The following is a 24,747-nucleotide window of genomic DNA, read 5'->3' on the forward strand; positions in this document are numbered from 1 at the left end:
TCGTTACTCCTGGGAAACCTGGGCACCACCGGCAGCACCCGCCGGGGTAGCAGCAGCGGTGTTCTCACCAACGCCGATGAACTGGTCGATGACCTTCTTGAACAGCAGCGGTTCGACGCTGGAGAAGTGCTGCACCGGTGCGTTCTTCGACGGTGCGGCCAGCGCCTTGAACTGGTTGAAATCCAGTGCCTGCGGCGCGCTGCGCACCTCGGCCACCCAGCGCTCGAACTCTTCGTTGCTGCTAGCGGTGGCGATGAACTTCATGTTCGAGAAGCCATGCCCGCTGTAGTTGCCGGACATGCCACGGAACTGGCCGGGCTCGTTGGCGATCAGGTGCAGCTGCGTGCGCATGCCGGCCATCGCGTAGATCTGCCCACCCAGCTGCGGGATGAAGAAGGTATTCATCGTCGAGTTGGAGGTGATGTTGAATGCCAGCGGGCGGTTGGCCGGGAAGTTGAGCTGGTTGACCGTGGCGATGCCCAGGTCCGGATACACGAACACCCACTTCCAGTCGGTGGCGATCACGTCCACGTGTAGCGGTTCACCGGCCACGTCCAGCGGCTTGTACGGGTCCAGCTCGTGGGTCGACTTCCACACGATCACCGCCAGACCGGCAATGATCAGCAGCGGCACGCCCCAGACCACGATCTCCACCTTGGTGGAGTGCGACCAGTCCGGCGTGTATTTCGCTTTGGTGTTGCCGGCACGGAAGCGCCAAGCGAACACGAAGGTCAGCACGATGGCCGGTATCACCACGATCAGCATCACGCCGATGCAGATCAGGATCAGGTCGCGCTGGGCGAGCCCGACCATGCCCTTCGAATCCAGCAGCACCCAGTCACAGCCCGACAGGCCGACGCAGGCCAGGGCGACCAGCGCCAGGCGGATGCGGTTCCAGCAGATATTCATTGGAGGTCAACCCTGTTGAAGAAGCGCGCTTGACCGGCTCGCCTGCGCGCAGCGCCCGGGCGTGGAGCGGCTACACTGTGGGTACGAGGTCGCCTACAAGAGGGGCGAGCCACTCCAATCAAGCCCATACAAGATACATCATTGTATGGACTTGTGCATCTGCACGTATGGAAAAAACTGACCGATGACGCCACCTGCCGCCGGCCGCCGCCTGAAACACCCCAATCGCACCTGGGTTCGCCCCTTCCGCGAGGGCGCCGGCCCGCTGTACCTGCAGATTGCCCAGCAGGTCCGCGAGGCAGTGGACGATGGGGTGCTGCGCCCGGGTGACCGCCTGCCGCCGCAGCGCGACCTGGCCCAGCAGGTGGGCGTGGACCTGACCACGGTCACCCGCGCCTTCGCCGAGCTGCGCCAGGCCGGCCTGCTCGACGCGCAGGGCGCCGGCGGTACCTTCATCGCGCTGTCGGCCGGCAACCGCAGCACCTCGGTCGACCTGAGCATGAACATCCCGCCGCTGCTGGGCAGCGCGCCGTTCGCACAGGGCATGGAGGCCGGTTTCCAGCACGTGGGCCAGCAGCTGGGCCAGGGCGAACTGATGAGCTACCACGTCGGTGCCGGCACCCGCGAGGACCGCGCCGCCGCCGTGCAGTGGCTGGCGCCGATGCTGGGCACGGTCGGCGCCGACCAGGTGGTGATCTGCCCCGGCGCGCAGACCGCGCTGTGCGCGCTGATCCTGGCCCGCACCCAGCCGGGCGAGCTGATCGCCGCCGAGCAGCTGACCTACCCGGGCCTGCTGGCCGCCGCGCGCGTGCTGCAGCGGGGCGTGGTGCCGGTGGCGATGGACGCCGAAGGCATGCTGCCTGAAGCGCTGGAAGAGGCCTGCCAGCTGCGTCGCCCGCGCCTGCTGTACCTGGTGCCGACCATCCAGAACCCGACCACGGCGACGATGTCGGCACAGCGCCGGCAGGCGCTGCTGGCGGTCGCGAAGCGCCACGATCTGACCGTGATCGAAGACGATCCCTACTGGTTGCTGGCCGGGGACGCCGCACCGCCGCTGGCCGCACACCGCGATGCGGGCTGCCCGGTCTATTACATCTCCACCCTGTCCAAGTGCCTGGCGCCGGGCCTGCGCACCGCCTACCTGGTGGTGCCGGCCGGCGAGCCGATGGAACCGGTGCTGGACGCGCTGCGCGCGATCGCGCTGATGCCGACCCAGTCGATGGTGGCGGTGGCCTCGCAGTGGATCCGCAGCGGCCAGGCCCAGGACATGGTGCAGCGCTTCCAGCAGGAGTTGCGCGAGCGCCAGGCCATTGCCGCCCGTTACCTGCCGGCCCGTGCCCAGGCGCATCCGGCCGGCCTGCACGTGTGGCTGCCACTGCCGCCGCGGCTCGACCAGTACCGGTTGATCCAGGCCGCACAGGAGCAGGGGCTGGGCATTGCCAGCTCGGATGCCTTCAGCGTGGAAGAGCCACCGCCGGGCAACGCGATCCGCCTGTCGCTGGGCGGCGCGGTCGACCAGGGCGCGCTGGCCGGGGCGCTGGCCAAGCTGAACGAGATCCTGTCCGAGGCCCCCGAGGCACGGCACAACGCCATCGTCTGAACCGGGTGCATGGCACTTCATCCATACAAGATGATATTTTGTATGCAATGTATGGATGAAGGGACGTGCCCCGATGCGCGCCGAGAAACTGAAGTTCCACCTGGTGATGGCCGGCTGTGGCGGCTTTGTGGTGCTGATGCTGGCTGCGCTGGCCTGGGTCTGCCTGCAGCCGCAGACCGTGGATGTGCAGGCCGCCGAGCGCCACGCCATCGAACAGTGCGTGCAGCGCAGCGAGGATCCGTCGCGTAGCGAGATCCAGCGCCGCGCGCAGGCCGATTCCTGCCGCGAGATGCGCAAGCAGTACGTGCACAAGTTCGGCCGGGAAGATTCCTGATGGGCGCGGCCGCGCCGCGTCGCCGCTGGCTGCTGCCAACGATGATCGCCCTCGCCTGCCTGTTCATGGCCGGCGTCGCGGCCGCGCTGTGGCAGTACTTCGGCTACAGCGCGCAGTCCACCTTCACCGAACAGGCCATCGTCTTCGACGACTCGCAGCTGCGCCTGCCGGCCGATCTGGCCGGTGACACCGGCCGCATCCGCGTGGTGCATTTCTGGGACCCGGCCTGTGGCGTGTGCAACCGCGAAACCGGTGCGCACCTGAGCTACCTGATCAGCATGTACCGCCGCGCCGGCATCGACTTCTATGCCATCCGCCGCCCCGGTACCCAGGGCGAGCTGCCCGAGCCGCTGCGCGACAAGGTGATCAACCTGCCCACCATCGACGGCATCGAGCACATTCCGGCCAGCCCCGCTGTCGCGATCTGGGATCGCCAGGGCCACCTCGCCTACGCCGGCCCTTACAGCATCGGCATGGTCTGCAACTCAGCCAACAGCTTCGTCGAACCACTGCTGGACAAACTGGTGCGCGGCGAAACCGTGCGCCCGAAAGGACTGCTTGCCGTGGGCTGCTACTGCCCCTGGCAGGCCAAGCGCTGAGGACGCGCAATGACATCACTGATGCTGGCCGGCGTGGCCGCCGCAAACAACAACGGCGGTCACCTGTCCGAACCGACCGATGGTTATGGACAGGCTCCCGCCGTTGGAAGCAACGATACGCCCCGACATGCTCCGTACATGCCGCGACCTGATGTCGCAGCCCGCGAATGGGTGCAGGACGTGCTCGCGCACAGCGGGCCGATCTACCTGCGCATCGTCAATTCGCTGGAACGCACGGTGCGCCGCGGTGGTCTTGCACCAGGGCAACGCCTGCCCTCGCAGCGCGCGTTGGCACAGCAGCTCGGCGTCGACCTGACCACGGTAACGCGGGCCTTCGATGAAGCACGCAAGCGCGGCCTGATCGAGGCACGCGGTCCGCAGGGCAGTTTCATCGCACCGCCCAAGGCCGGCTTCGACCAGGTGGTGGACCTGAGCATGAACGTGCCGCCGGTGCCCGATGCCGATGCGCTGGCCGAGACGCTGCGGCGTGGTGCGGCCGCCGTGCTTGCGCGCAGCAACGCGCCGAACCTGATGACCTATCACCTGGGCGGCGGCAATCCGACCGATCGCCACGCAGCGGCACGCTGGTTGCAGCCGATGTTGGGCGCGGTGGACGATGCCTGCCTGCTGCTGACCGAGGGTGCGCAGGTGGCGCTGGCCGCGATCCTGCTCAGCCAGGGCCGCGATGGCGACGCGATCCTGTGCGACACGCTGGTCTACCCAGGGCTGCTGCAGGCCGCGGGGGCGCTTGGACGGCGGCTGGTGCCGGTGGACGGCGACGAACACGGCATGTGCCCCGAGGCGCTGGTGCGGCAGGCGCGCGGGAGTGGCGCGCGGCTGGTCTATCTCAACCCCACCTGCCAGAACCCGACCGCGCTGACGTTGTCGTTGCAGCGACGCGAAGCGCTGGCGCGTGTACTGGAGAGCGAAGGCCTGTTGGCGATCGAAGACGATCCGTACTGGCACCTTGCCGAGAACGCGCCGATACCACTGGCAACACTGGCACCGCGTCATGTGTTCCATGTGGCGACGTTGTCGAAGGTGATCAGCCCCGGCCTGCGCACCGCCTTCGTGCGCTGCCCAAGCGCCGCGCATGCCGAGGCGATGGTGTCGGCCCTGCGCGCCACCCGGTTGATGGGGCATCCGCTGGTGGCGGCGCTGGCAAGCCAGCTGCTGCTGGATGGTTCGGCACAGTCACTGCTGGCGCAGGTGCGCACCGAGGCACGCGAGCGCATGCGCATGGCGCGGTATCTGCTGGCGCCGTCGCTGCTGCAGCGTGCCGAGGGCCTGCATGCCTGGTGCCGGGTACCGGCGCCGTGGACCGATGCCACGCTGGTGCGTACCGCACAGCTGCAGGGGCTGGCGATCGCACCGTCATCGGCGTTCTGCCCACCGGGGGTGCAGCATCAGAACGGCGTGCGGTTGTCGCTGGGGCTGGCGGCGGATCGCCGGCAGCTGGAAAGTGCGCTGCGGCGGATTGATCGGTTGTTGTTGTCGGATGCGTTGCCGGCGATCGAGCGGTAGGTGGGGAACATCCACGCCATGCGTGGATGGAATGTGCCGACCAACGGTCGGCACCCACCGTACCGGCGGAGGTCAGGTCAATGCCACGAGCGCCTGCACGAGGGCATCCATCTGCTCCGGCCGGGTGAACACCGACGGCGTCACCCGCACGCAGGCGCCGGAGTCCAAGCCATCGCGATGGGTGGTGAACACGCGATGCTCATCCAGCAGGCGCTTCTGCAGCGCGAGGTTGTCAGCCACGCTGGCGCGCCCGCGCAGGCGGAAGCTGGCCAGCGCACTGGCCAGCGCCGGGTCCGGCGAGGACAGCACTTCGATATGTGCCATCTGCCGCGCCGGCACGGTCCAGCGCTCGCGCAGGTAGCGCAGGCGCGCCTGCTTGTTGGCTACACCAATGCGCTGATGCAGGGCAATCGCTTCCGGCAGTGCCAGATAGGCAGCGAAGTTGACCGTGCCGGTGTGCACCCGGCTGCCCACCCGGCCGTCGTCGGTCTCGCCCATGTACGGGTCCAGATCCACCACACGGCCCTTGCGCACGTACATCGCGCCGACGCCGACCGGCGCACCGATCCACTTGTGCAGGTTGATGCCGACGAAGTCGGCTTTCAGGTCCGGCACCGCATAGTCGATCTGGCCGAAACCATGTGCCGCATCGACAATCACATCGATACCGCGTGCGCGCGCACGCTCGGCGATCTCCGCCACCGGCAGCACCAGCCCATGGCGATGGCTGACCTGGGTCAGCAGCACCAGTTTCAGGCGCGGCAACCGCGCGAATGCGGCCTCGTAGGCCTGCAGGATCTGCGCGTGGTCGGGCACGGCCGGCAGCGCGATGCGCTCGACCTGCACGCCGCGACGCTGCTGCAGCCAGCGCATCGCGCCGATCATGCTGTCGTAGTCGATGTCGGCGTAGAGCACCTGGTCGCCGGGCTGCAGGCGGTTGTAGCCACCGATCAGCGCCAGCATCGCCTCGGTGGCGCCACGGGTCAGTGCGATCTCGTCGGCGCCCACGCCCAGCAACTCGGCCACCTGCCGCTGCACCGCCATGTACTGCGCCGGAAACTCGCGACGGCCATACCACGCGTTGCCACGGTTCACCTCGGCGGTGTGCCGCTGGTAGCTGGCCAGCGTTTCGCGGCCCATCGCCCCCCAGTAGCCGTTCTCCAGATGGTTCACTTCGTCGGTGATGTCGAAGTGGCTGGCGACGGCGGTCCAGTAGCCTTCATCGCGGGCCAGCACGTCCGGCGCTACGGTCGTTGCGGGAATCTGCATGGGCGCAGCGTAACGCGTGGCGGCCATGGCGGGCAGTGAAGACAGTGCAGCTGCGGCCGGCAGCAGTGCACCGGCGCGCAGCAGGGAGCGGCGGTTGCGGTCCATCAGAAGCTCAGCCAGTATTGTGCGTACAGGTTGGCACCGTCGGTGTCGTACGGCGCGTTGCGCGAGTAGACCAGGCCGCGACTGGCCTGGAAGGTGGCTTCGTCCGGATAGCGGTCGAACACGTTGTCCGCGCCCACGCGCAGGCTGTGGTGTTCGTTGATGCGATAGCCGACGGCCAGGTCGAGGAAGCTCATCGCACCGAAACGCTGGTAGATATCGCCCACTGCATTGCCGCTGGAATCGGTCCAGGCGCCGTAGTAGCGCATGCGCGCCATCAGCGACCAGGCACCGATGTCCCAGCTGCCGGTCAGGCTGCCCTTGTGCTCGGGCAGGCGATCTTCGAACAGCACGCGCTGGGTTTCGTTGGTGGCCACCGAGGTGCTGCCGTTGTCCACCCGCGTACGGTTGTAGTTGTAGGCCAGGGTCAGCGTCATGCGGCCGGCGCCGAGATCGCGCAGGTAGTTGCCGACCACGTCCACGCCGGTGGTGGTGGTGTCGAAATCGTTGGTGAAGTAGTTCACCGAGGTATAGCCCAGCGGATTCGGCGTGCCTGCCGGAATGGCAAAGCTGGCCGACTGGCTGAAGCGGTCGGTGAGCTTGATCTGGTAGACATCCACCGAGCCGGACAGGCCGAGGTCGGTGCGCCAGGTCAGGCCCAGCGACGCGGTACGCGATTCTTCCGGCTTCAGTGGCCTGGCACCGAGCATCTGCGCCAGCGGGTCGTTCGGCGACAGGCGGCCACTGGTGAAGATCTGCAGGGTGCGCGTATCCAGGCCCTGGGTGGTGCTGGTGGTGTTGAGCTGCGCCGGGGTCGGTGCGCGGAAGCCGGTGGACACCGTACCGCGCAGGGCTACGTCAGGGGTGATCGCGAAACGTGCCGACAGCTTGCCGTCCAGGGTGCTGCCGAAGCTGGAGAAGTCCTCGTAGCGGCTGGCCGCACCGATGCTCCAGCGCTCGCCCAGCGGCACTTCCATATCCACATAGGCCGCCTTGCTGCGCTGGCTCCACTGCCCGGCCTGGCTGGCCGAGAAGCCTGGCGCGCCGTTGGAATTGGCTTCCAGCCCTGCCACCGCGCCCGGGCCCACCGCGTACGAAGCCGGATCACCGGCGCGCACCTGGTAGGTCTCCTGGCGGAACTCGCCACCGAAGGCGACGTTGATTGGCTTGGACAGCGCGGCCACATCCCACTCGTAGTTGAAGTCGGCGTTGGCGTTCTTCTCGGTCTGGGTCAGGCGGCCGAGATCGAACGCGGTCGGGCTGGCCGGGCCGAGTGAGGCATTGATCGAGTTCTTCAGGGTGTAGTCGATGGCGTTGCGGCCATACGACGCGCTGACATCCCAGCGCAGCTTCGGGGTGATCTCGCCACGCAGGCCACCGACCAGTTGCAGGTCGTTCTGGACGTTGCCGTACTGCGGGCTGAAGCCGACCGGATACAGCGAGCGCAGGTTCCAGCCCGGGAAGATGGCGGTGGTGCGATACGCGCCGGTGGTGGTGTCCGGGTTGCGCCAGTTGAAATCGCTGACGCCATCGCTGTGGCTGTACAGGCCGAGCGCATACAGCTCCAGCGTGTCGCTGGCATTGGCCTTCACATTGAAGCCGACGCGGCGGCTTTCCAGTTCCGGCTGGCCCCAGCGCTGTACCGGATTGGGCACATCCAGATCCGGATGCGCGGCCTGGAAGGCGATCGCATCCGGGCGCTGGCGGGTGCGCGAGGTGGCGTCGGAATTCGACGATTCGGCGAACAGCACCAGGCTGCCGTAGTCACCCAGCGACCAGCCGGTACGTGCGCTGAAATCACGCGACGCGCCATCGCCCTGTGCGTACTGCGAATAGCCGGCGGTGATCTCGGTGCCCGGACCATCCTCGAGGATGATGTTGATGACACCGGCGATGGCGTCCGAGCCGTATTGCGCCGACGCACCATCACGCAGCACCTCGATGCGCTTGATCGCACTGGTGGGAATCTGTGCCAGATCAGCGGCCTGTGCACCACGGTTGCCGAGCAGCGCGCTGCGGTGGAAGCGACGACCGTTGACCAGCACCAGGGTCTGGTCCGGCGACAGGCCACGCAGCGTGGCCGGGCGCACGAACACCTGGCCGTCCGCCATCGGCAGGCGCTGCACCACGAACGACGGCACCAGTTGCGCCAGCACGTCCTTCAGGTCGGTGGATTCCACCGACGTGATGTCTTCCTTGGTGAACACGTCCACCGGCGCCAGCGTTTCGAACTGGGTGCGGTTGGACGCGCGGGTACCGGTGACCAGCATCGCATCGAGCTGGGTGGGTGCCGCTCGGCTGCCCGCCATGGCATCGACCGCATCGGCCTCCGCTGCAATCGCGCCTCCTGCGCTGGCCATGGAAAGGGCAAGGAGGATGGAACGCGAAAGCTTCGAACGATGCACGGCAGGGCTCCGGGAGGACGCGACAGGGCCAGTACCTGTTCGGAAACAACAGGGCTGGACAAGGCGCGCAGTCTCGGCGCGATCTGTGAAGGAGCCATGACGTCAGTGCGACAACTTGATGCGCCAACCAAGGTTGAGCACTGCCAGAGCCCATCCGTAGATCCACGTCGTGCGTGGATGGGCGGTGCCGACGGACACCCGGCCCTTCACGGCCGCGCACACGGCGTCAGCCGTTGCTGTCGTCGTCGAAACCGAAGCGGGCCGGCCGTGCCGTTCGCAGCGGAACAAACATCGCGAGGGCGAACACCACCAGGAAGGGAGCGGACAGGAACCCGAAGTCTTTGCTGCCAAACCCGATGAAGCTGGCACGCAGGTCACCGATCCATTCCAACCGCGTCAGCACCATCACCAGCCCACCGATGGTCGGGCCGGGAAGCCCACCGTGACCGCCCATCAGCAACGTGGGTGACAGCAACCCGGCCAGGAACGCGAAGCCGGCGCGATAAAGCCAGGGATTGCCCTTCCAGCGCGACGCGCGCTTCACCATCAGCACCAGCAAGGCCAGTGTCAGCACCGCGGGCAGCACCAGGTAGACAAGTACCAGTTCCATCATGGGCCTGGCTCCGCTGGTCGGGCATCCCACGTCGTCGATCGCATCTCCCTGCCCTCCCTCACATCCATGAAGCGCACATTGTTGCCGGTACGCCGGCAGACGCAAGGCCCCGGCAGCGCAAGAACTGCTAAACGCCCTGCCTGAGGATCCGCTACTGTGCCCGGCATCGGAATCGGGGAACGGCAGGATGAGCGCGGCAGGCAAGGCGTTGTGGTACATCGAAACCCATGTGGACCAGCCATTGGCGCTGGCCGATATCGCCGCCGTAGCGGGGCTGTCGCCGTTCCATCTGTCACGCCTGTTCCAGGCCCGCACCGGCACCTCGGTGGTGCGCTATCTGCGGGGACGGCGCCTGACCGCTGCTGCGCAGCGGTTGGCCAACGGGGCCGGTGACATCCTGCAGGTCGCGCTGGGCGCGGGCTACACCACCCATGCGGCGTTCACCCGCGCCTTCAGCGAACAGTTCGGGCAGACGCCGGAGCGCGTACGCGAACAGGGCACCGATGGACTGGCGCTGGTACAGGCGATCCGCGTGGAGGATGCGCCGGCTGCCTGCGGTGAGGCGCCGCGACTGCTCGACACGCCCGCTTTCCAGGTGGCGGGCATCGGTATGCGGCATACCCGCGACAGTGGCGGTGCGATTCCCGGCCAATGGGCGCAGCTCAACCGCGAATGGCCGACGCCGGCACCGATCAGTTTCGGTGTGTGCTGCAACAGCGACGACGATGGCGGCTTTGATTACATCGCCGCACTGCCCGCCAGCACGCTGCCGACCGTGCCGGCGCACTGGCAACGAGTGGACGTGCCGGCGCGTCGCTATCTTGTGGCCTGGCACGGCGGACATATCTCGACCATCCGCTCGACCTGGTTCTGGCTGCTGGATCATTACCTGCCCAGCTCCGGCCTCAGCCTGGCCGATGCACCAGACCTGGAACGCTACGACACCCGCTTCGACGAGCACACCGGCAACGGCGGCGTGGAGATCTGGCTGCCGGTGGACGAACGCCCACGCTGACAAGGAGCTGAGGATGCGCATGAAAGCCACTGTGATGGGAATGATGCTGATGGCCTCCGCGGGGGGCGCCAGCGCTGGCGAGCCTTGGAAAGCAGGCGAACGCCACGGCACCACCACGGTGGCCAGCGCCGTGGTGCGCGATGCGCAACACCGCGACGCCCTGCGCTACACGGTCTGGTATCCGGCGCCCGCTGGCAGCAGGGAAACCGCCCTGACAATCGGTCCGCCCGATGCACCGCTGTTCGACGTCGGCCGCGCGGCACTGGATGCGCCGGTCGCGGGTGCACGCCTGCCAACGCTGCTGCTCTCCCACGGCAACGGCGGCAGCGCGCGCATGATGGGTTGGCTGGGTACGGCATTGGCACACGCCGGGTACCTGGTGATCGCGGTCGATCATCCCGGCAACAACGGCGTGGAGGAGATGACCCTGCCCGGTAGCATGCTGAGCTGGTTGCGTGCGGATGATCTGCGCGCCGCGCTGGCGGCGGTGCAGGCCGATCCCGTGCTCGGTCCACACGTCGATCGCGAACGGCTGGGTGTGGCCGGGTTCTCCGCCGGTGGCTACACCGCACTGCTCGCCGCCGGTGCACGCCCCGATCTGCAGCGGCTTCTGGCCTTCTGCCAAGCGCATCCGGATGACGGCGTCTGCCGGCCCCAGCGGGAAGCCGTCACGCACACGATGGAGGCTCGTATTGCCGCTGCAAGCTCGCCGGAACTGTCGCCATGGATCTCCCACGCCAATGAATCGCGCGCGATCCCCGTCGTGCGCGCGGTATTCCTGCTGGCGCCAGCAATCGTGCAGGCATTCGCGCCGGAACAGCTGTCCTCGCTGAGGCAGCCGGTGTCGATCGTACTGGGCGAGGCTGACACGGTTGCGCCACCACAGAGCAATGGCGAGGCCGCACAGGCACTGATTGCGGGCGCCGCGCTGCAGCGTCTGCCGGATGTCGGTCACTACGACTTCCTGGCGGGCTGTACAGCAGTTGGTTTGCAGAGGCTGCCCGAGCTCTGCAGCAGTTCAGTTCCGAAGGCGGGCACCCACGCGCAGGCAGTGGATGTCGCGGTGCGCTTCTTCGCCGAAGCACTGCGGTAGTGGCCGCCGGGCATGGCCCGGCGCTACAGTGGCTGCATCCAAGGAGGATTGGCCATGCGCCTGCTTCACCTCACCCTGCCGGTGTCCGACGTCACCACCGTCGCCGCGTATTTCCACGATGTGCTGCAGCAGCGCGTGGTCGGCAATCATGTGCACATCGGCTGGAGCACGATCGAACTGCAGCCTGCGGCTGGGCGTCCGGTCGGAGGCGTGCACCTGGCCTTCAACGTGCCGGACAACCGCTTCAGCGAGGCGATGGCCTGGCTGCTCGAGCGTACGCCACTACAGCGCAACCCGGCAGGACTGGATTACTTCGCGCTGGAAAGCAGCTGGCAATCGCAGTCGGTGTACTTCACCGGCCCGGACGGCCTGATCCTGGAACTGATCGGCCGCCGCCGCCTGCCAGCCAGTGCGCGCGAAGGCGTTTTCCATGGCAGCGAGCTGACCTGCCTGAGCGAAGTCGGCCTGCCCAGCCACGATGTCGATGCGGTGCGCGAACAGTCCTGTCAACGTTTCGGCCTGCAACCGATCAGCCCGGCTTCGCCGCAGTTCGCACCGATGGGCGACGACGAGGGTCTGCTGATCGTGGTTGCGGCGGATCGTCGCTGGTTCCCCGAGCAGAAGGACCTGCCGAATGCGCAGGGACTGTTGCTGCGTGTGGGTGACGTCGCCGGCACCGGCGAACTCCGCGACGATGCCTTGGGCTGGCGGGTTTTCTCGACCTGACCTGCCGTTCCAGACCTGATGCGCGCTACCGCGTGCGCACACCCTGCCCCGCTTCAACCTGCGCATGCAGCGCCTGCAGCTGCGCCGCCGTCTGGTTGAACACCTGCAGATCGGCATCGACCAATGCCGGCCAGTCGGGCGCGTGCCCCAACAGCTGCGTCACCTGCTCGGTCGGCGCGCGGTCGAAGCCTTCGCCCAGCACGGCAAGATAGCGCTCACGGAACCCTTCGGGGTCGCGCTGGTCCTGCACATAGAGCTGCACTGCCAGCAGCCCTGCATAGAGGTAGTTCACCAGATAGTTCGGATCTTCAAACATCAAGCGCTTGCCGATCCAGCTGTTGCGCAGTTGCGGATAGCGCTCCGGATCCTGACCGAAGCGCGCCAGCACCTGGCCGGTCAGCGCGTCCAGATCATCGGCGGTGCCCAAGGTGCCCGCGGCCACGCCCCGATAGATCGACTGCTCCAGCTGCGCTTCCTCGGACGAGGTGAACAGCTGCAGCACCATGTCGTCCAGCAGCGATTTCAGGTAGTAGGCCTTGGCGCGCGGGTCCTGTGCCTGCTGGTACAGCTGGTCGCGGAAGCGCAGCTCGTTGTAGATCGCGAACGCCTCGGTCAGCCACTGGCTGCCATTGCGCTGCAGCGGCGACGCATGGCCGCGCTGCATCCACTCACCGTGCATGGCATGACCAGCTTCGTGGGCGATTTCAACATCGCTTTCCAGATCCCCCCTGCGCACCCCGACGTACAGCATCGCCGGCGCGCCAGGAGCATTCACTGCGAACGCATCATGGCTGCGATTGCCTTGCTCGGTGGCCAGGTCCATGCGCTGGTTGACCGGATCGAGCAGCGCGCGCAGCTCGGCAACATACGTCGGGCCAAGGTGCTGCATGGCATCGGCGGCATTGTCGCGCAACTGCGCCAGCGTCAGCACCGGTGGCGTGTAACCGGTATCGGGCACGGTGGTATCCCAGATCTGCGGCGCGTCGATGCCGGAGCGCGCAGCGTGGTGCAGCAGCATGTCCTGGTAGGCGCGACGATCCCCTGCATGGCGTTCGATCGCCTGCAGCGTCGCATCCACCGCCGATGCATCCAGGCCCATCCGCTGGTAGCCCCGCGCCGGTGCGGAGCCATCGCCCTGCAGGCGCGCGGCGGCATCGTTCACCTGCACCAGGCCCAGCAGCACCGAGGCCATCGGCTCACGGCGCGAGTGAAGGCCCTGCCAGTAACCCTTCCAGCCCGCTTCCCGCAACGCGCGGTCCTGCTGCTGGGCCAGTGCCTGCTTGTCGTGCCCGGTGTCCCAGTGCCGACCATCACGCTCGATCTGCGGGTACTCGGCACTGCGCAGGATCTGCCCACGCAGCCGCGCGAAACTGTCCAGCGCCGGATCGGCCAGCGCCTCCACGGCCTCATCCAGTGCGGTATTGGCCGGGGCTGCAGCTTCCTTCAGCGCACGCGCGCGCAGGAAGGCATACGGTGCTGCCCACGCCGCGCCTGCAGGCGCTTCGCGCAGCGCCGCGCGACCAGTGCGGGCGATGCGGCTGCACAGCCCCATCACCTGATCCAGCGCCTGCGCCGGGCGAAGATCGCGCGCGTTGCGGGCGGCCTGCAGATGCAGATAGCTGTGATGGCGCAGGCACTGCGCCTCCAGCACTTCGGCCTGATGGAAGCGCTCCGCCGGCGCAAGGGTGGATGCCTGCTGCAGGGCCTCGACACGCTTGCCAAGTTCGTCACGCGCGGCCTGTTCGGCGGTGGCACTGGCGAAGTAGGCGCGATCGTCGGCCCGCAGCGACTGCGCCTGGGCGCCGGTGAAGGGCGCCATCGCCAGCACGACGGCCATGGTGGCGGTGATGGTACGCATCCTGCGAGCCTGCATCGGCGTCTCCCTGCCTGGATCAGGCTCCGAGCCTAGCAGGCGCTGCCCGGCCGCGCCTGTGCCGGAACAGGCGTCAGATCGACTCATCCTCACGCTTGACCAGCGTCCAGCAGGGCGACTGCGCGAAGGTGTAGGTCTGCTGGTCGCTGCTGTCCGGCGTGCGGATCTGTACCTGTCGTTGCCCATCGGCCAGCGTGCTGACCTGCATCTCACGGCCCTGCCCGGCCAACGCGGCGGGATCGGGCATCACCGGCCACTCGACATCGGCCAGCGCCAGTCGGCTTTCCACCTTGCGCGGTTCCGGCTCGGCCTCGGCATCGATGTAGCTGTCCAGCAGCGGATCGGCAGTGGCCTTTTCCTGCAGCGTGATCTCGTTGCCGAAGTGCTTCAGGAACGCATCGAACTGCGGATAGGGGCATTCACCGCTGGCAGGCACCGGTGCGTGCTGGACCGCTGCCGTCGTGGACGACGGCGCGGGATGTGCAGGTGCGGCTTCCGCGGGCGTCGCCTGGGGCTCGGGCGTGCAGGCAACCAGCGCCACGCCACAGGCAAGCACCAGCACGGCAGCGGAACGGTTTCGACGCATGGGCTCATCCTGAATCCGGTTCGGTCGCCCCATGCTACCGCGCGCCCTACAATTCCGGCATTCCGCCTGTCCGAGATACCCCATGCGTCGCCTCCTGCTCCTGATCGGCCTGCTGCTGCCCGCCCTGTGGCCAGCGGTGGCGATGGCCGTCGATGTCCACGAGGGCGATCTGCTGTTCGTCACCGCCGGCCGCAGCGGGCTCAGCGCCGCCATCGACGATGCCACCGGCAAGCAGGGCGCACCCAGCTTCGATCACGTGGCCCTGGTCGCCGCGGCGTCAAACGGCTGGGAGGTACTGCATGCGGACGAGAAGGGATCGCGCCGGCAATCGCTGGTCGAGTTCCGCCAGGATGCCCGGGCCAAGCAGCGGCAGATCGTGATCTATCGCCTGCGCGCACCGCAGCAGGCAACGATCAAGGATGCGGTCGCCACCGCGCGCACGATGCTCGGCAAACCGTACAACACGTCATACGTGTTGAACGAAGACAGCTACTACTGCTCGGACTTCATCGAACGCGCGTTCCGTGCGCACCACGTGTTCGCACTGCAGCCGATGAACTTCCGCAACCCGCAGACCGGGCAGATCGCACAGCACTGGGTCGATCTTTACCGCGGCATGGGCATGGAGGTGCCACAGGACCAGCCCGGGACCAATCCCAACGACATGTCGGCGGCGCCGGTCCTGCAGCGCATCGGCGTGCTGGAATAAGCGAAGCCCCGCACAGGGCGGGGCTTCGCCAGTCACTCCGCGTGCGCGGCGCGGTCATTCTTCTTCGTCGTGGCCGCCCTGCTGCTGGTTGCGCTCTTTGCGCTGCTGATCCTGCTGCTGTTGCTGCTGCTGGTCACGGCGTCCCTGCTGCTGGTCCTGCTGATTCTGCTGACCCGGTTGCTTCTGGTTCGGGTTCTGGTTCTGCTGTGCCATGTCCGTTCTCCGAAAGCCACGCGCGGAATGCGGTGGACGGGGCCATCGTCTGCAGCGATTGGTTAATCACGCGTGGGGGGCCGGCTACATTCGTGTGTACGCGCGTGAATGAACGCGCAGAGCCCCTTGCGGCACAAGCGCCTGAAGGATTCATGCGGGTTCGGCATGTGCTCATGCAGGCCTTGGCGCCATGCCCATTCATGGCGTGCTCCGCCGGAAACACGCGCTGAACGAGGCTGGCGTCCTGGTCGAGCACGGACGCCAGCCCTGCATTCAGGGCATCACCGGCGGCACATACGCCAGGGTCATGCCCAGCAGCCACAGCAGGCCCAGCACCAGCGGGATATGCACCAGCAGCTGGATGAAGGTGAACCCCACGATGTCGCGCGCCTTCAGGCCCAGCACGCCCAGCAGCGGCAGCATCCAGAACGGGTTGATCAGGTTCGGCAGCGCTTCGGCCGCGTTGTAGACCTGCACCGCCCAGCCCAGGTGCGCCTTCAGTTCGTTGGCGGCCTGCATCACGTACGGCGCCTCGATGATCCACTTGCCGCCACCGGACGGCACGAAGAAGCCCAGCACCGCCGAGTAGACGCCCATCACCAGCGCGAACGAATCGGTGCTGGCCACGTGCACGAACAGGCTCGACAGCCGGTGCGCCAGGGTCTGACCGTCACCGCCAGCGGCGTGGGTGAGGATCATCGCGATGCCGCCGTACAGCGGGAACTGGATCAGTACGCCGGTGGTGCTCGGCACCGCCTTGGCCACCGCGTTGAGGAAGCTGCGCGGGCGCCAGTGCAGCAGCAGGCCCAGCGAAATGAACAGGAAGTTGTAGGTATTGAGGTTGGCGATCGCCGTGATCACCGGCTTGTTGGCGAACTCGTTGAACAGCCAGCCGAACGCCAGCAGCGAGAGCAGCACGGTCAGCAACGGGCTGTATTCCAGCCATTCGCCCGGGCGCGTGCGTCGCTGCAGCGGCTCCGGCTCGGCCTGCGCAGCGCCGGGGAACTCCTCGGCGGTGCGGGCGCTGCCGGCGGCGGGTGCGGTCAACCAGGCAATCAGCAGCGAGGCCAGGATCAGTACCGAGGTCAGCGCGATCGACTGCCACAGGAAGATGGTTTCGGTGAACGGCAGCACGCCGGTGATCTCCACCAGCCCCGGCGGCATGCTGGCCGGGTTGGCCTGCAGTTGTGCGGCCGATGAGCTCAGCCCCATCGCCCACACCGCACCCAGACCGAGATACGCCGACGCACCGGCCGCGCGGTAGTCCATGCGCAGTTCGGTACGGCGGGCCAGCGCGCGCACCAGCAGACCGCCGAACACCAGCGAGAAACCCCAGCTGAGCAGCGAGGCGAGCATGCTGACCAGGCCCACGTACACCACCGCACCACGGCCAGTGCGCGGCACCCGGGCCAGGAAGTCGATGAAGCGCGCGACCACCGGCGCGGTGGCCACGGCGTAGCCACCGATGACCACGAAGGCCATCTGCATGGTGAAGGGAATCAGGCTCCAGAAGCCGTCACCGAAGGCGCTGGCGGTGGCCTGCGGGGTCGAGCCGAAGCCCATCGCGGCCAGCGCGACAATGACCACGCCCAGCACCGCGAACACATACGCGTCGGGGAACCACTTTTCCGCCCAGGCGGCCGAGCGCAATGCTGCACGCGCCATCCAGCCGTCCTGTACTGCTGCCGTCGAGGCCATCGCCTACCCTCCCAGGTTCGATGGACCGATTCTGGGCGGTGGGGTGCGGGCTGTCAGCCACCTATTGGTCGTAGGTGGCGGGGTCGGATCCATCTCCACAGGAGAGGGCTCTGACCCCGAGCCGGGTATCGGCGCGGCAGAAGGGTCAGAGCCCTTTCCCGGCGGGAAAGGGATCCGACCCCGGGCGATCAACGCAGCGCCAGGTCCACGGCGATACCGGCAAACAGCGCGGCACCCACCCAGTTGTTGTGCAGGAACGCCTTGAAGCACGGGCCGCGTTCGCGGTGGCGGCAGATCCAGAACTCGTACACCACCAGCGCGGTGGCGACGGCCACGCCGGCCAGATAGTACCCGCCCAGCCCGCCACGCACGCCGACCAGCGCCATGGTGGCCAGGAACAGCGCGTACAACACGCCCTGGATGACCAGGTCGAGATCACCGAACAGGATCGCGGTGGAGTGCGAGCCCATCTTCAGGTCGTCTTCGCGGTCGACCATGGCATACCAGGTGTCGTAGGCGGTGGACCACAGGATGTTGCCGGCATACAGCAGCCAGCCCAGCATCGGCACCTCGCCCTGCACGGCGGCGAACGCCATCGGGATGCCCCAGCCGAACGACATGCCCAGGTAGACCTGCGGCAGATGGGTGTAGCGCTTCAGGTACGGATAGCTGGCGGCCAGGAACACGCCGATGAAACTGAGGCCGATGGTCAACCCGTTCAGGGTCAGCACCAGGCCGAACGCCACCAGCATCAGCACGGCAAACAGTGCCAGCGCGGCACGGCCGCTGATTGCGCCGGTGGCCAGCGGACGCGCCTTGGTGCGTTCCACATGCGGGTCGAGCCAGCGGTCGGCGTAGTCGTTGATGACGCAACCGGCCGAGCGGGTCAGCCACACGCCGGCGGTGAACACGAACAGCGTCCACAGCGGCGGCAGGCCGCCCGCGGCCAGCCACAATGCCCACCAGGTGGGCCACAGCAGCAGCAGCGTGCCGATCGGGCGATCAGCGCGCATCAGACTCCAGTAATGCCGCCAACGCGGCGTCGCCGGCGACTGCGGCGAAGTGAGGGGGGTATCAGCCATGGCGATAGGATACTCCTGCCCCTCTGGCAGGGCTTTGCCCGTGGGGGGAGATTTGTTCGGCGAAACTGGATAGAATGCCGGTCCCGCACCGCTTCATGGCGCTGCGATGCCCGCCCCGGCACCGGCCGACGGCGCGGCGGTTCTACAACGCGCCCGTAGCTCAGCCGGATAGAGTAGTGGCTTCCGAAGCCATTGGTCGGGGGTTCGAATCCCTCCGGGCGCGCCATCTCCCCCTGTGTTGCCTGCATGCCGCCAGCCCGCGCTGGACGTTGCCGCGCGCTTCATCAACACTGCGCGCATGACGCCACCGGATCTGCTGCAGCTGGCGGCAGGCGCTGCGATTCTGGGCCTGGCCGCCTTGTCCACCGGAGTGAGCTTCGGCCGCGCTCGGCGTGGCAGTCATCTGCTCACCATCTTCTTCGCCTGTTTCGCCGCCGCCAATCTGTTCGGACTGGTGCTGTTGGGTGGCCAGGCCTGGCTCTCGGCCGACGCGGTGCGCTGGCTGCGGGTCATCGAAGTGCCGCTGGTCTATCTGCTCGGTCCGCTGCTGTATGGCCATGCGCGTGCGCTGCTGTTGCCCGCACCGGGCCACACTTCGTTGCTGCCGCTCGCGCATCTGCTGCCGGCCATGCTCGCGTTCGTCGTTTCCCTGTTGAACGCTGTTGCGCCTTTCGACGTCTCGCCGCTGGGCAAGGCGCTGTTCCAGCTCAGCTTCCATGGCTGGCTGCTGCAGGGCACGCCCTACCTGCTGGCCACGCTGTGGCTGTCGCTGCGTACGTCTTCGGCCCCGCGCGGAACCGCGATCCAACGCAGCGGACTGCGCGGGCTGGCGATCGTGATGACAGGCTGCTGGCTTGCCAGCGCGATGAACCGATGGCCGCCGCACGCCGCTCCGCTGCTGGCCAGCATCGGGCTCAGCCTGCTGACCACCGCCGGCATGTATCTGCTGGCCTGCCGCGTGGTGCGGCAGCAGCTGCGCGCGCCTGTGAATGCCGCCGCACCGGGCGTGGGGAATCTCATCCCCGCGCCCATCGAGGACGTCGCCGTCGCACGCTACGAGCGCTCGGGCATCGACGCCGCGCAGTGCGCGGCCATCGCCAGCGCGCTGACCGCATTGATGCGGGACGAACGCCTGCATGAAGCGCCCGGGCTGGACCTTCAGTCCCTCAGCCAGCGCAGCGGGTGGTCACCCAACCAGGTCTCGCAGGCGCTCAACCAGGGCCTCGGCCAGAGCTTTTCCGAGTTCGTGAACAGCTTCCGCGTCGCTGCCGCGAGGGCATGCCTGTCCGATCCGTCCGACCTCCGCAGCGTGCTGGACATCGGCCTGGCCGCCGGCTTCGGCAGCAAGTCGACCTTCAACAGCGCGTTCAAGCGCGCCACCGGGCAGACACCGAGCGAGTACCGCCGCCTCACCACGTCCGACTGAACGTCCAATCCTTCACGCCCGGTCGAACGGCGCCCGCCGCTGCGTTGCCATCAACGCTCGACCCGACGAAGAAGGTGATGCGATGCGATGGCAACGGATGATGTTCGGCCTGCTGTGGATGCTGGCGGTTCCCGTGCAGGCTGCGGTGGGGGATGCGGCGAGCGTGCTGGCCCGGGCCCGTGCAGCCAGTGGCGGCGAGCCGTGGCTGTCGGTACAGCGCCTGCAGGCGGAGGGCGAGCAGTCGGTGGGCGGCCTGCACGGGCGCTGGCAGCTCAACCAGGACCTGCGCGCCGGGCGCTATGCCGAACAGGCGCAACTGGGAGACTTCACCGTCGCCCAGGGGTTCGACGGCCAGCTGTCCTGGCGGCGCGACTATGGCGGCGAGGTCGGCCTGCTGGATGGCACCGTGCCACGTCGGACCGCGCGCACGCAGGCGTGGCTGGCCACCCGCGCCTACTGGTCCAGCGCCTATCCGGCCTCGCGCTTTGCGGGCCCTCGCACCGAGGCCCACGACGGGCAGCGCTATGACGTGCTGTCGACGACGCCGGAGGGCGCGGACCCGATCGAACTCTGGTTCGACACCCGCAGCGGCCTGCTCGGCCGGGTGGTCATCGCCTCCGCGCGCACCCCCACCGCCACCACGCTGGAAGACTACCGGGCGGTCGATGGCCTGCTGCTGCCCCATCGCCTCATCACCGATACGCTCGATGCCCAGGGCCGTGCTGATCCGCGACTGCGCAGCGACGTGCAGGTGCAGCGCTACCGGGTGGATTTCCCCGTGCCGGATGTACTGTATGCACCACCAGCGATGGCCGACGACAGCTACATCGAGGATGCCAGCGGCACCACCCGTGTCCCGTTCGACCTGATCAACAACCATGTCTACATCGAGGCCGAAGTGGACGGCCAGCCGGCGCGCTTCCTGGTGGACACCGGCGCCATCAACCTGCTGACACCGATCGCCGCCAAACGCCTGGGACTGACCACAGCGGGCCGCCTGAGCGTGCATGGTGCCGGCGACAACGCCAGCGACCTGGGCCTGGCACAGGCCCGCCACCTGCGCATCGGTGGCGCGCACCTTGCAAACCCGGTGTTCCACATCATCGACCTCGGCCAGCAGATCAACTCGATGGGCGTGCCACACGATGGCTTCATCGGCTACGAAACCTTCCTGCGCTTCGTCACCACCTTCGACTATGGCGCGCGTGTGCTCAGCTTCACCCGGCCAGGCCACTACCAGCCACCCGCCAACGCGGTGGTGCTGCCGTTCGAGCAGGATGACCGCGCACCGGTACTGAATGGCGAACTGGACGGCATCCCGCTGCGGTTGTGGCTGGACACCGGCTCACGCAACTCGCTGAGCCTGAGCAGCCCGTTCGTGCGTACCCATGGTCTGTTGGAGAAGTACCACGCCAGTGAGGAGGCGGTGCTTGGGTGGGGCCTCGGAGGCCCGGGCCGCGCGCGACCGGCCCGGCTCGGTGTGCTGCGCATGGGCAGCATCGAGGTCACCGGCCTGGTCGGTGACCTGTCCAGCACCGACAAGGGCGCGCTGGCCCTGGCCGACTATGGCGCGATTCTCGGTGGCGGCGTGCTGCGGCGCTTCTCCATGGGCATCGACTACGATGCCAAACGTCTCTATCTGGTGCCCAACGCTGAAAGCACGCAGGCCGATGCCTTCGACCGCAGCGGGCTGTGGTTGCAAGCCGAGCACGGTGCACTGCGTGTGGCCGATGTGGCGCCGACCAGCGCTGGTGCGCGCGCCGGGCTGCGAAGGGATGATCGCATCGTCATGATTTCAGGCGAGCCGATTGCCACGCGGAGACTGGCGGACTGGCGTGCGCTGCTGCGTGAGCGCCCGGTTGGGACGCGCGTGGGCATCCGTTATCTGCGCGATGGCCGGCAGGTGGATACCGAGCTGGTGCTGGCGGACCGGGTGGCTGCGGGATGGCGTGCCGATTGAGTCAGTACTGGCGCTATCCCTGCGGAGCACCACAAAGGCAGTGCCAACTATTTGTCTCTTAAGAAGTTCCTCGGCCGAGCGCCAAGTCTGATGATTTTTCGCGCGGCACCAAGATAGAAGTCACTGAATACAAATGAGAAGGCGGCAGCTGTATAGAAAACAAGTAGTGCCCCAGGAATGGGAATCGCGCGAACGAAGCTATCGCATTCGAGGTTGCGGGCGACCAGCAACCCAATCATGAACATCTCGGCCAGGAAAGCCATGGCGAATGCGAATCGCACTCGCCTAACCTCAACCGACAGAATTCCCCTTCTCGCCAGTTCGAACTTGGAATACACAAACAGCACCAGCAATGCCACAAAAAGAGCAAACATAACTGATGGAGAGTATCCAACGACTGGACAGCCCATACTCATCATGGACTCAATCAGCGCGCAGCAGATCGCCAACGCTCCAACTGCAGCTGCGCCCTTCATGCACCTTATGAAGATCAGTTCGCCGGACATTGGCATTTATTGTAGTTTGACCTCAGATGCCGAGCTGGTGCTGGCGTACCGGGTGAATGAGCGCTGGTCTGCCGATTGAGCTCGCGCTGCCCGCTGTGGCGTACCCGCTGCGCATGCGGCGGGTGCCACTGAACGAGTGGTGCCCGTGAATCTCGCACACGGCGGGAACGTCAGGGAATGAACGATGCCGAGCGACGCTCGCAACCGGCTGCATCCCGTACCACGATGGAGTACTCCGTGTCCGCGCTGGATTGGCCGGGCAGGAATACGCCATCACCATCGAACAAAACGCTCTGCTGTTCACCCTGCCCGATCGACAGCCCGATCGCTCCCGGTGTGATTTCCTCAAGGATCACGTTGTAAGGCCGCCAGGCATCCTCGCCTGTACGCCTCATCTCTGCGCGAGCAGTCCTTGAGTTCAACCTGCGTCTTTCATCCACCCACAGCTGAAGTGGCTGATCAGCGTTGTGGGTGATCTGGAAGCGCCCGTAGGTCAACCCGTCGACTCTCTCGGTGCCGACATAGGTGAAATGGGCCGGCGGACACTTCGTGGTGCGGTTCGGATGCGCCGCACAGGATGTCAGTGCAACCACGAGGCAAAAGGCAGTCAGTCGCTTCATGGGTTCGAGGCCTGATGTGGGTTGTTGTCGCGGCGGCATGCGGCGGTGAGGGCAACCAGCACTACGCCCCAGAGCGGCGTGAGCAGCACGACGTTCATCACCGTCAGCGAAACCGGTACCTGCCAGAGCAGCGATGACCTGAACCCGCTGAATCTATAGGCTTCCAGTGCAAGCACCACGACCTGGGCCAGAAGGCCCGCGAGCAGCCCCAAGCCAGCCCCCTTGGCAAGCCGCCTGATCGTCAGGCGGCCAGCGGCGGGAACCCGTGCGCCAAATCCCAGCAACAGAAGGCTGACGGCATACAGCCAGAAGAAAACCTGATGTGAGTCGAAGGCGTAAAGCGCCCTGCCCACAATGTGCAGGAACAGCCAGAGCGCTCCACACGACACCGCGTAGGCCAGCCCGTACCGAAGAATCTGCCTGGCTTTCATCTTGTATCTCTCCGAGAGCGTGCAGACCGATCGCGTTCTTTTGTGGAGGAGCGCGGGAGCTCATGCACCTTGCCTCCCGCTTGGCGCCCTACTCGCGCAATGCATCGCGCAGCGCTCGAGAGTACCTGCCTGCCTCCAGCATTTGCAGCTGGACCAGCGGAATCCGATATCTCCTGAACAGTGCAGCCAGTTCCCAGACCTCCTCCTCCAGAACCGCATCTGGATCCAGGGGTAGATAGATGACATCCCCTCTGCCGACCACATTCCCGATGCAGCCGATTCGACCAATCCACTCGAAGAAGAACCGTTCATCCTGTTGAGAAAAGAAAACTACCCTTTTCGCTTCAAGCTCCATGGTAAATCACCGTCCATTCAACCACGTCATTTGGATTACCCATCCCATTCCAGCCTTTGCACTGATTACTCTGGACCGGCGACAACGAACAGAGCTGTCAGCGCGCTGCAGAACATCCTGCGAAGACACTGCTGGGCTTCTCCTTCAAGCTCACAGCGATCACACGGTGCATGGGATGCTCCGGAACCTGCACGCATATCTGCAATCACACTTCTTCACTCAACCTCCCCCCTATCTCGTAGAGAAGGCAGGCCAGGGCGGAAAGATGATAGGCCAGTGGTTCCTGCTGCCCCAATGCGACTCTTTGAATATCAGAGTAGTCATCGAAAAGACTTCCAACTTCAAGCTCCACCCGCTCACCGCCCATGGAGTGACGTTCCGACCATGGCACCACGCGGTAAAACACGTCCTCCACTTCAATCTCTTGCAAGCCCTTGGAGCACAGCTCGTCGAACAATATTGATGAGACCTTTTCCAAGGTGTCCAAATTCATCTTAATGCTAGACACCAAATTCGAATTTCATAGGGCCAGGGTGGTACTGAAAAGAAGATTGCGCCTACCGACCCACAGCGGGCATCTGCGCCCCATACTGTAGGTGAGACGAAGAGTATCTGAAAATCACTATCTGCATATTTCCCGCATCCTGCCGAGAACGGCCGCACTTGCCCGTCCGACTTCGAGCTTCCGTATCAATCCAGCACATTCAGGCCAGATGGCCTGCTGCTGTTCTTGGCACGTGGCCGAGTAGTTACAAATCCACCATACAGCCTCGTCGTACAGGGTGATCTGCGCTTCGCCACCGGCCGGAGAGCGCAGCACGCGCGGCGAGCGGCCGGACTGCACTTGGAGACTGCGCCTAATTCATCTTCGGACGGATTACCGCTTCAGGCTGTCATGGCCTGAAGACGATCAATTCACACGCCCCCTCTACATCCGCACCTCTCTGCCAATCAGAGAAGTGGCGATGCTCCCATGCATCGCTACTTTCCATCTCCTGAGCACACTCAGTCAGGAACGCGGCAAGGAGGCGCGCTTCAGCGGGCCCGACCTGTAGAACCACCTCCTCTAGCCGACCGGGGTCATCAACGAGCTGTCTTT

24 protein-coding genes, 1 tRNA gene and 1 pseudogene are annotated in these 24,747 nt (G+C 66.3%); 11 read left to right on the plus strand and 15 right to left on the minus strand.

Going from position 1 to position 24,747, the window contains the following annotated elements; translation table 11 throughout:
* Positions 1–3: 3 nt before the first annotated feature.
* Positions 4–909 (minus strand): ubiquinol oxidase subunit II, encoded by a 906-nt coding sequence (gene cyoA / locus ACZK1G_RS21050; RefSeq protein WP_049444111.1) that lies wholly within the window; start codon positions 907–909, stop codon positions 4–6.
* Positions 910–1,093: 184 nt separating this feature from the next.
* On the opposite strand from cyoA, the gene ACZK1G_RS21055 reads away from it, so the two are divergent.
* Genes ACZK1G_RS21055 through ACZK1G_RS21070 form a run of 4 tightly spaced genes read left to right on the plus strand, consistent with a single transcriptional unit; the run spans position 1,094 to position 4,966 of the window.
* Complete coding sequence (locus ACZK1G_RS21055; RefSeq protein WP_049421130.1) at positions 1,094–2,509, plus strand: aminotransferase-like domain-containing protein; 1,416 nt, start codon at positions 1,094–1,096, stop codon at positions 2,507–2,509.
* A 55-nt stretch (positions 2,510–2,564) separates the two neighbouring features.
* Complete coding sequence (locus tag ACZK1G_RS21060) at positions 2,565–2,843, plus strand: hypothetical protein (RefSeq protein WP_235434874.1); 279 nt, start codon at positions 2,565–2,567, stop codon at positions 2,841–2,843.
* Positions 2,843–3,442 carry a DUF6436 domain-containing protein gene (locus ACZK1G_RS21065; RefSeq protein ID WP_101766238.1) on the plus strand — a complete coding sequence of 200 codons (600 nt, stop codon included), beginning with the start codon at positions 2,843–2,845 and terminating at the stop codon, positions 3,440–3,442. The genes ACZK1G_RS21060 and ACZK1G_RS21065 overlap by 1 nt, the downstream gene beginning before the upstream one ends.
* Before the next feature lie 9 nt (positions 3,443–3,451).
* The gene (locus ACZK1G_RS21070) at positions 3,452–4,966 is read left to right on the plus strand and encodes an aminotransferase-like domain-containing protein (protein ID WP_197621965.1); all 1,515 of its coding nucleotides are present in this window, start codon (positions 3,452–3,454) and stop codon (positions 4,964–4,966) included.
* A gap of 72 nt (positions 4,967–5,038) precedes the next feature.
* On the opposite strand, the gene ACZK1G_RS21075 is transcribed toward ACZK1G_RS21070, so the two are convergent.
* From ACZK1G_RS21075 to ACZK1G_RS21085, 3 genes are all read right to left on the minus strand, one after another.
* The gene (locus ACZK1G_RS21075; RefSeq protein WP_101766240.1) at positions 5,039–6,340 is read right to left on the minus strand and encodes an aminotransferase class V-fold PLP-dependent enzyme; all 1,302 of its coding nucleotides are present in this window, start codon (positions 6,338–6,340) and stop codon (positions 5,039–5,041) included.
* Complete coding sequence (locus ACZK1G_RS21080; RefSeq protein ID WP_101766241.1) at positions 6,340–8,742, minus strand: TonB-dependent receptor plug domain-containing protein; 2,403 nt, start codon at positions 8,740–8,742, stop codon at positions 6,340–6,342. The genes ACZK1G_RS21075 and ACZK1G_RS21080 overlap by 1 nt, the downstream gene beginning before the upstream one ends.
* Positions 8,743–8,968: 226 nt before the next feature.
* Positions 8,969–9,352 carry a hypothetical protein gene (locus ACZK1G_RS21085; protein ID WP_233490810.1) on the minus strand — a complete coding sequence of 128 codons (384 nt, stop codon included), beginning with the start codon at positions 9,350–9,352 and terminating at the stop codon, positions 8,969–8,971.
* Between the two features lie 190 nt (positions 9,353–9,542).
* Here ACZK1G_RS21085 and ACZK1G_RS21090 point away from each other — a divergent pair, with 190 nt between their 5' ends.
* Genes ACZK1G_RS21090 through ACZK1G_RS21100 form a run of 3 tightly spaced genes read left to right on the plus strand, consistent with a single transcriptional unit; the run spans position 9,543 to position 12,189 of the window.
* The gene (locus tag ACZK1G_RS21090) at positions 9,543–10,370 is read left to right on the plus strand and encodes an AraC family transcriptional regulator (RefSeq protein WP_101766242.1); all 828 of its coding nucleotides are present in this window, start codon (positions 9,543–9,545) and stop codon (positions 10,368–10,370) included.
* Between the two features lie 13 nt (positions 10,371–10,383).
* The gene (locus tag ACZK1G_RS21095) at positions 10,384–11,463 is read left to right on the plus strand and encodes an alpha/beta hydrolase family protein (RefSeq protein WP_101766243.1); all 1,080 of its coding nucleotides are present in this window, start codon (positions 10,384–10,386) and stop codon (positions 11,461–11,463) included.
* A gap of 54 nt (positions 11,464–11,517) precedes the next feature.
* The gene (locus ACZK1G_RS21100) at positions 11,518–12,189 is read left to right on the plus strand and encodes a VOC family protein (RefSeq protein ID WP_049444126.1); all 672 of its coding nucleotides are present in this window, start codon (positions 11,518–11,520) and stop codon (positions 12,187–12,189) included.
* Between the two features lie 25 nt (positions 12,190–12,214).
* On the opposite strand, the gene ACZK1G_RS21105 is transcribed toward ACZK1G_RS21100, so the two are convergent.
* Positions 12,215–14,047: a M3 family metallopeptidase gene (locus tag ACZK1G_RS21105; protein WP_233490811.1), complete on the minus strand. Its 1,833-nt coding sequence runs from the start codon at positions 14,045–14,047 to the stop codon at positions 12,215–12,217.
* Between the two features lie 88 nt (positions 14,048–14,135).
* On the minus strand, positions 14,136–14,648 hold the full coding sequence (locus ACZK1G_RS21110) for a hypothetical protein (RefSeq protein ID WP_049444130.1): 513 nt from the start codon (positions 14,646–14,648) through the stop codon (positions 14,136–14,138).
* 82 nt (positions 14,649–14,730) lie between these two features.
* On the opposite strand from ACZK1G_RS21110, the gene ACZK1G_RS21115 reads away from it, so the two are divergent.
* A complete protein-coding gene (locus ACZK1G_RS21115; protein WP_049444131.1) occupies positions 14,731–15,357 on the plus strand; it encodes a YiiX/YebB-like N1pC/P60 family cysteine hydrolase in 627 nt (208 codons plus the stop codon).
* 54 nt (positions 15,358–15,411) lie between these two features.
* Here the strand turns inward: ACZK1G_RS21115 and ACZK1G_RS21120 are convergent, their stop codons facing one another.
* The 3 genes from ACZK1G_RS21120 to ubiA all read right to left on the minus strand — a co-directional run bounded on the left by ACZK1G_RS21120 (position 15,412) and on the right by ubiA (position 18,350).
* The gene (locus ACZK1G_RS21120) at positions 15,412–15,570 is read right to left on the minus strand and encodes a hypothetical protein (RefSeq protein WP_014038817.1); all 159 of its coding nucleotides are present in this window, start codon (positions 15,568–15,570) and stop codon (positions 15,412–15,414) included.
* Positions 15,571–15,843: 273 nt separating this feature from the next.
* Complete coding sequence (locus ACZK1G_RS21125; RefSeq protein ID WP_080347488.1) at positions 15,844–17,268, minus strand: short-chain fatty acid transporter; 1,425 nt, start codon at positions 17,266–17,268, stop codon at positions 15,844–15,846.
* A 188-nt stretch (positions 17,269–17,456) separates the two neighbouring features.
* Positions 17,457–18,350 (minus strand): 4-hydroxybenzoate octaprenyltransferase, encoded by an 894-nt coding sequence (gene ubiA / locus ACZK1G_RS21130; protein WP_049444132.1) that lies wholly within the window; start codon positions 18,348–18,350, stop codon positions 17,457–17,459.
* 149 nt (positions 18,351–18,499) lie between these two features.
* On the opposite strand from ubiA, the gene ACZK1G_RS21135 reads away from it, so the two are divergent.
* From ACZK1G_RS21135 to ACZK1G_RS21145, 3 genes are all read left to right on the plus strand, one after another.
* Positions 18,500–18,576, plus strand: a tRNA-Arg gene (locus ACZK1G_RS21135).
* A gap of 9 nt (positions 18,577–18,585) precedes the next feature.
* A complete protein-coding gene (locus ACZK1G_RS21140) occupies positions 18,586–19,776 on the plus strand; it encodes an AraC family transcriptional regulator (protein WP_233490812.1) in 1,191 nt (396 codons plus the stop codon).
* An 82-nt stretch (positions 19,777–19,858) separates the two neighbouring features.
* The gene (locus tag ACZK1G_RS21145) at positions 19,859–21,736 is read left to right on the plus strand and encodes an aspartyl protease family protein (RefSeq protein WP_101766244.1); all 1,878 of its coding nucleotides are present in this window, start codon (positions 19,859–19,861) and stop codon (positions 21,734–21,736) included.
* A gap of 47 nt (positions 21,737–21,783) precedes the next feature.
* Here the strand turns inward: ACZK1G_RS21145 and ACZK1G_RS21150 are convergent, their stop codons facing one another.
* The 6 genes and pseudogenes from ACZK1G_RS21150 to ACZK1G_RS21175 all read right to left on the minus strand — a co-directional run.
* The gene (locus ACZK1G_RS21150) at positions 21,784–22,242 is read right to left on the minus strand and encodes a hypothetical protein (protein WP_101766245.1); all 459 of its coding nucleotides are present in this window, start codon (positions 22,240–22,242) and stop codon (positions 21,784–21,786) included.
* 170 nt (positions 22,243–22,412) lie between these two features.
* Positions 22,413–22,862, minus strand: coding sequence for an adhesin (locus ACZK1G_RS21155; RefSeq protein ID WP_101766246.1), 450 nt, complete (start codon positions 22,860–22,862; stop codon positions 22,413–22,415).
* Positions 22,859–23,293, minus strand: a complete 435-nt coding sequence (locus ACZK1G_RS21160; protein WP_101766247.1) for a hypothetical protein — start codon at positions 23,291–23,293, stop codon at positions 22,859–22,861. The genes ACZK1G_RS21155 and ACZK1G_RS21160 overlap by 4 nt, the downstream gene beginning before the upstream one ends.
* 88 nt (positions 23,294–23,381) lie before the next feature.
* Positions 23,382–23,648, minus strand: a complete 267-nt coding sequence (locus tag ACZK1G_RS21165; protein ID WP_101766248.1) for a hypothetical protein — start codon at positions 23,646–23,648, stop codon at positions 23,382–23,384.
* Positions 23,649–23,853: 205 nt separating this feature from the next.
* Positions 23,854–24,141, minus strand: a complete 288-nt coding sequence (locus tag ACZK1G_RS21170) for a hypothetical protein (protein WP_158298019.1) — start codon at positions 24,139–24,141, stop codon at positions 23,854–23,856.
* Positions 24,142–24,357: 216 nt separating this feature from the next.
* Positions 24,358–24,480: pseudogene (locus ACZK1G_RS21175) on the minus strand (RHS repeat domain-containing protein); the annotation flags it as partial.
* Positions 24,481–24,747 lie beyond the last annotated feature (267 nt).

Source organism: Stenotrophomonas sp. 109824_Sma, from assembly GCF_056480025.1.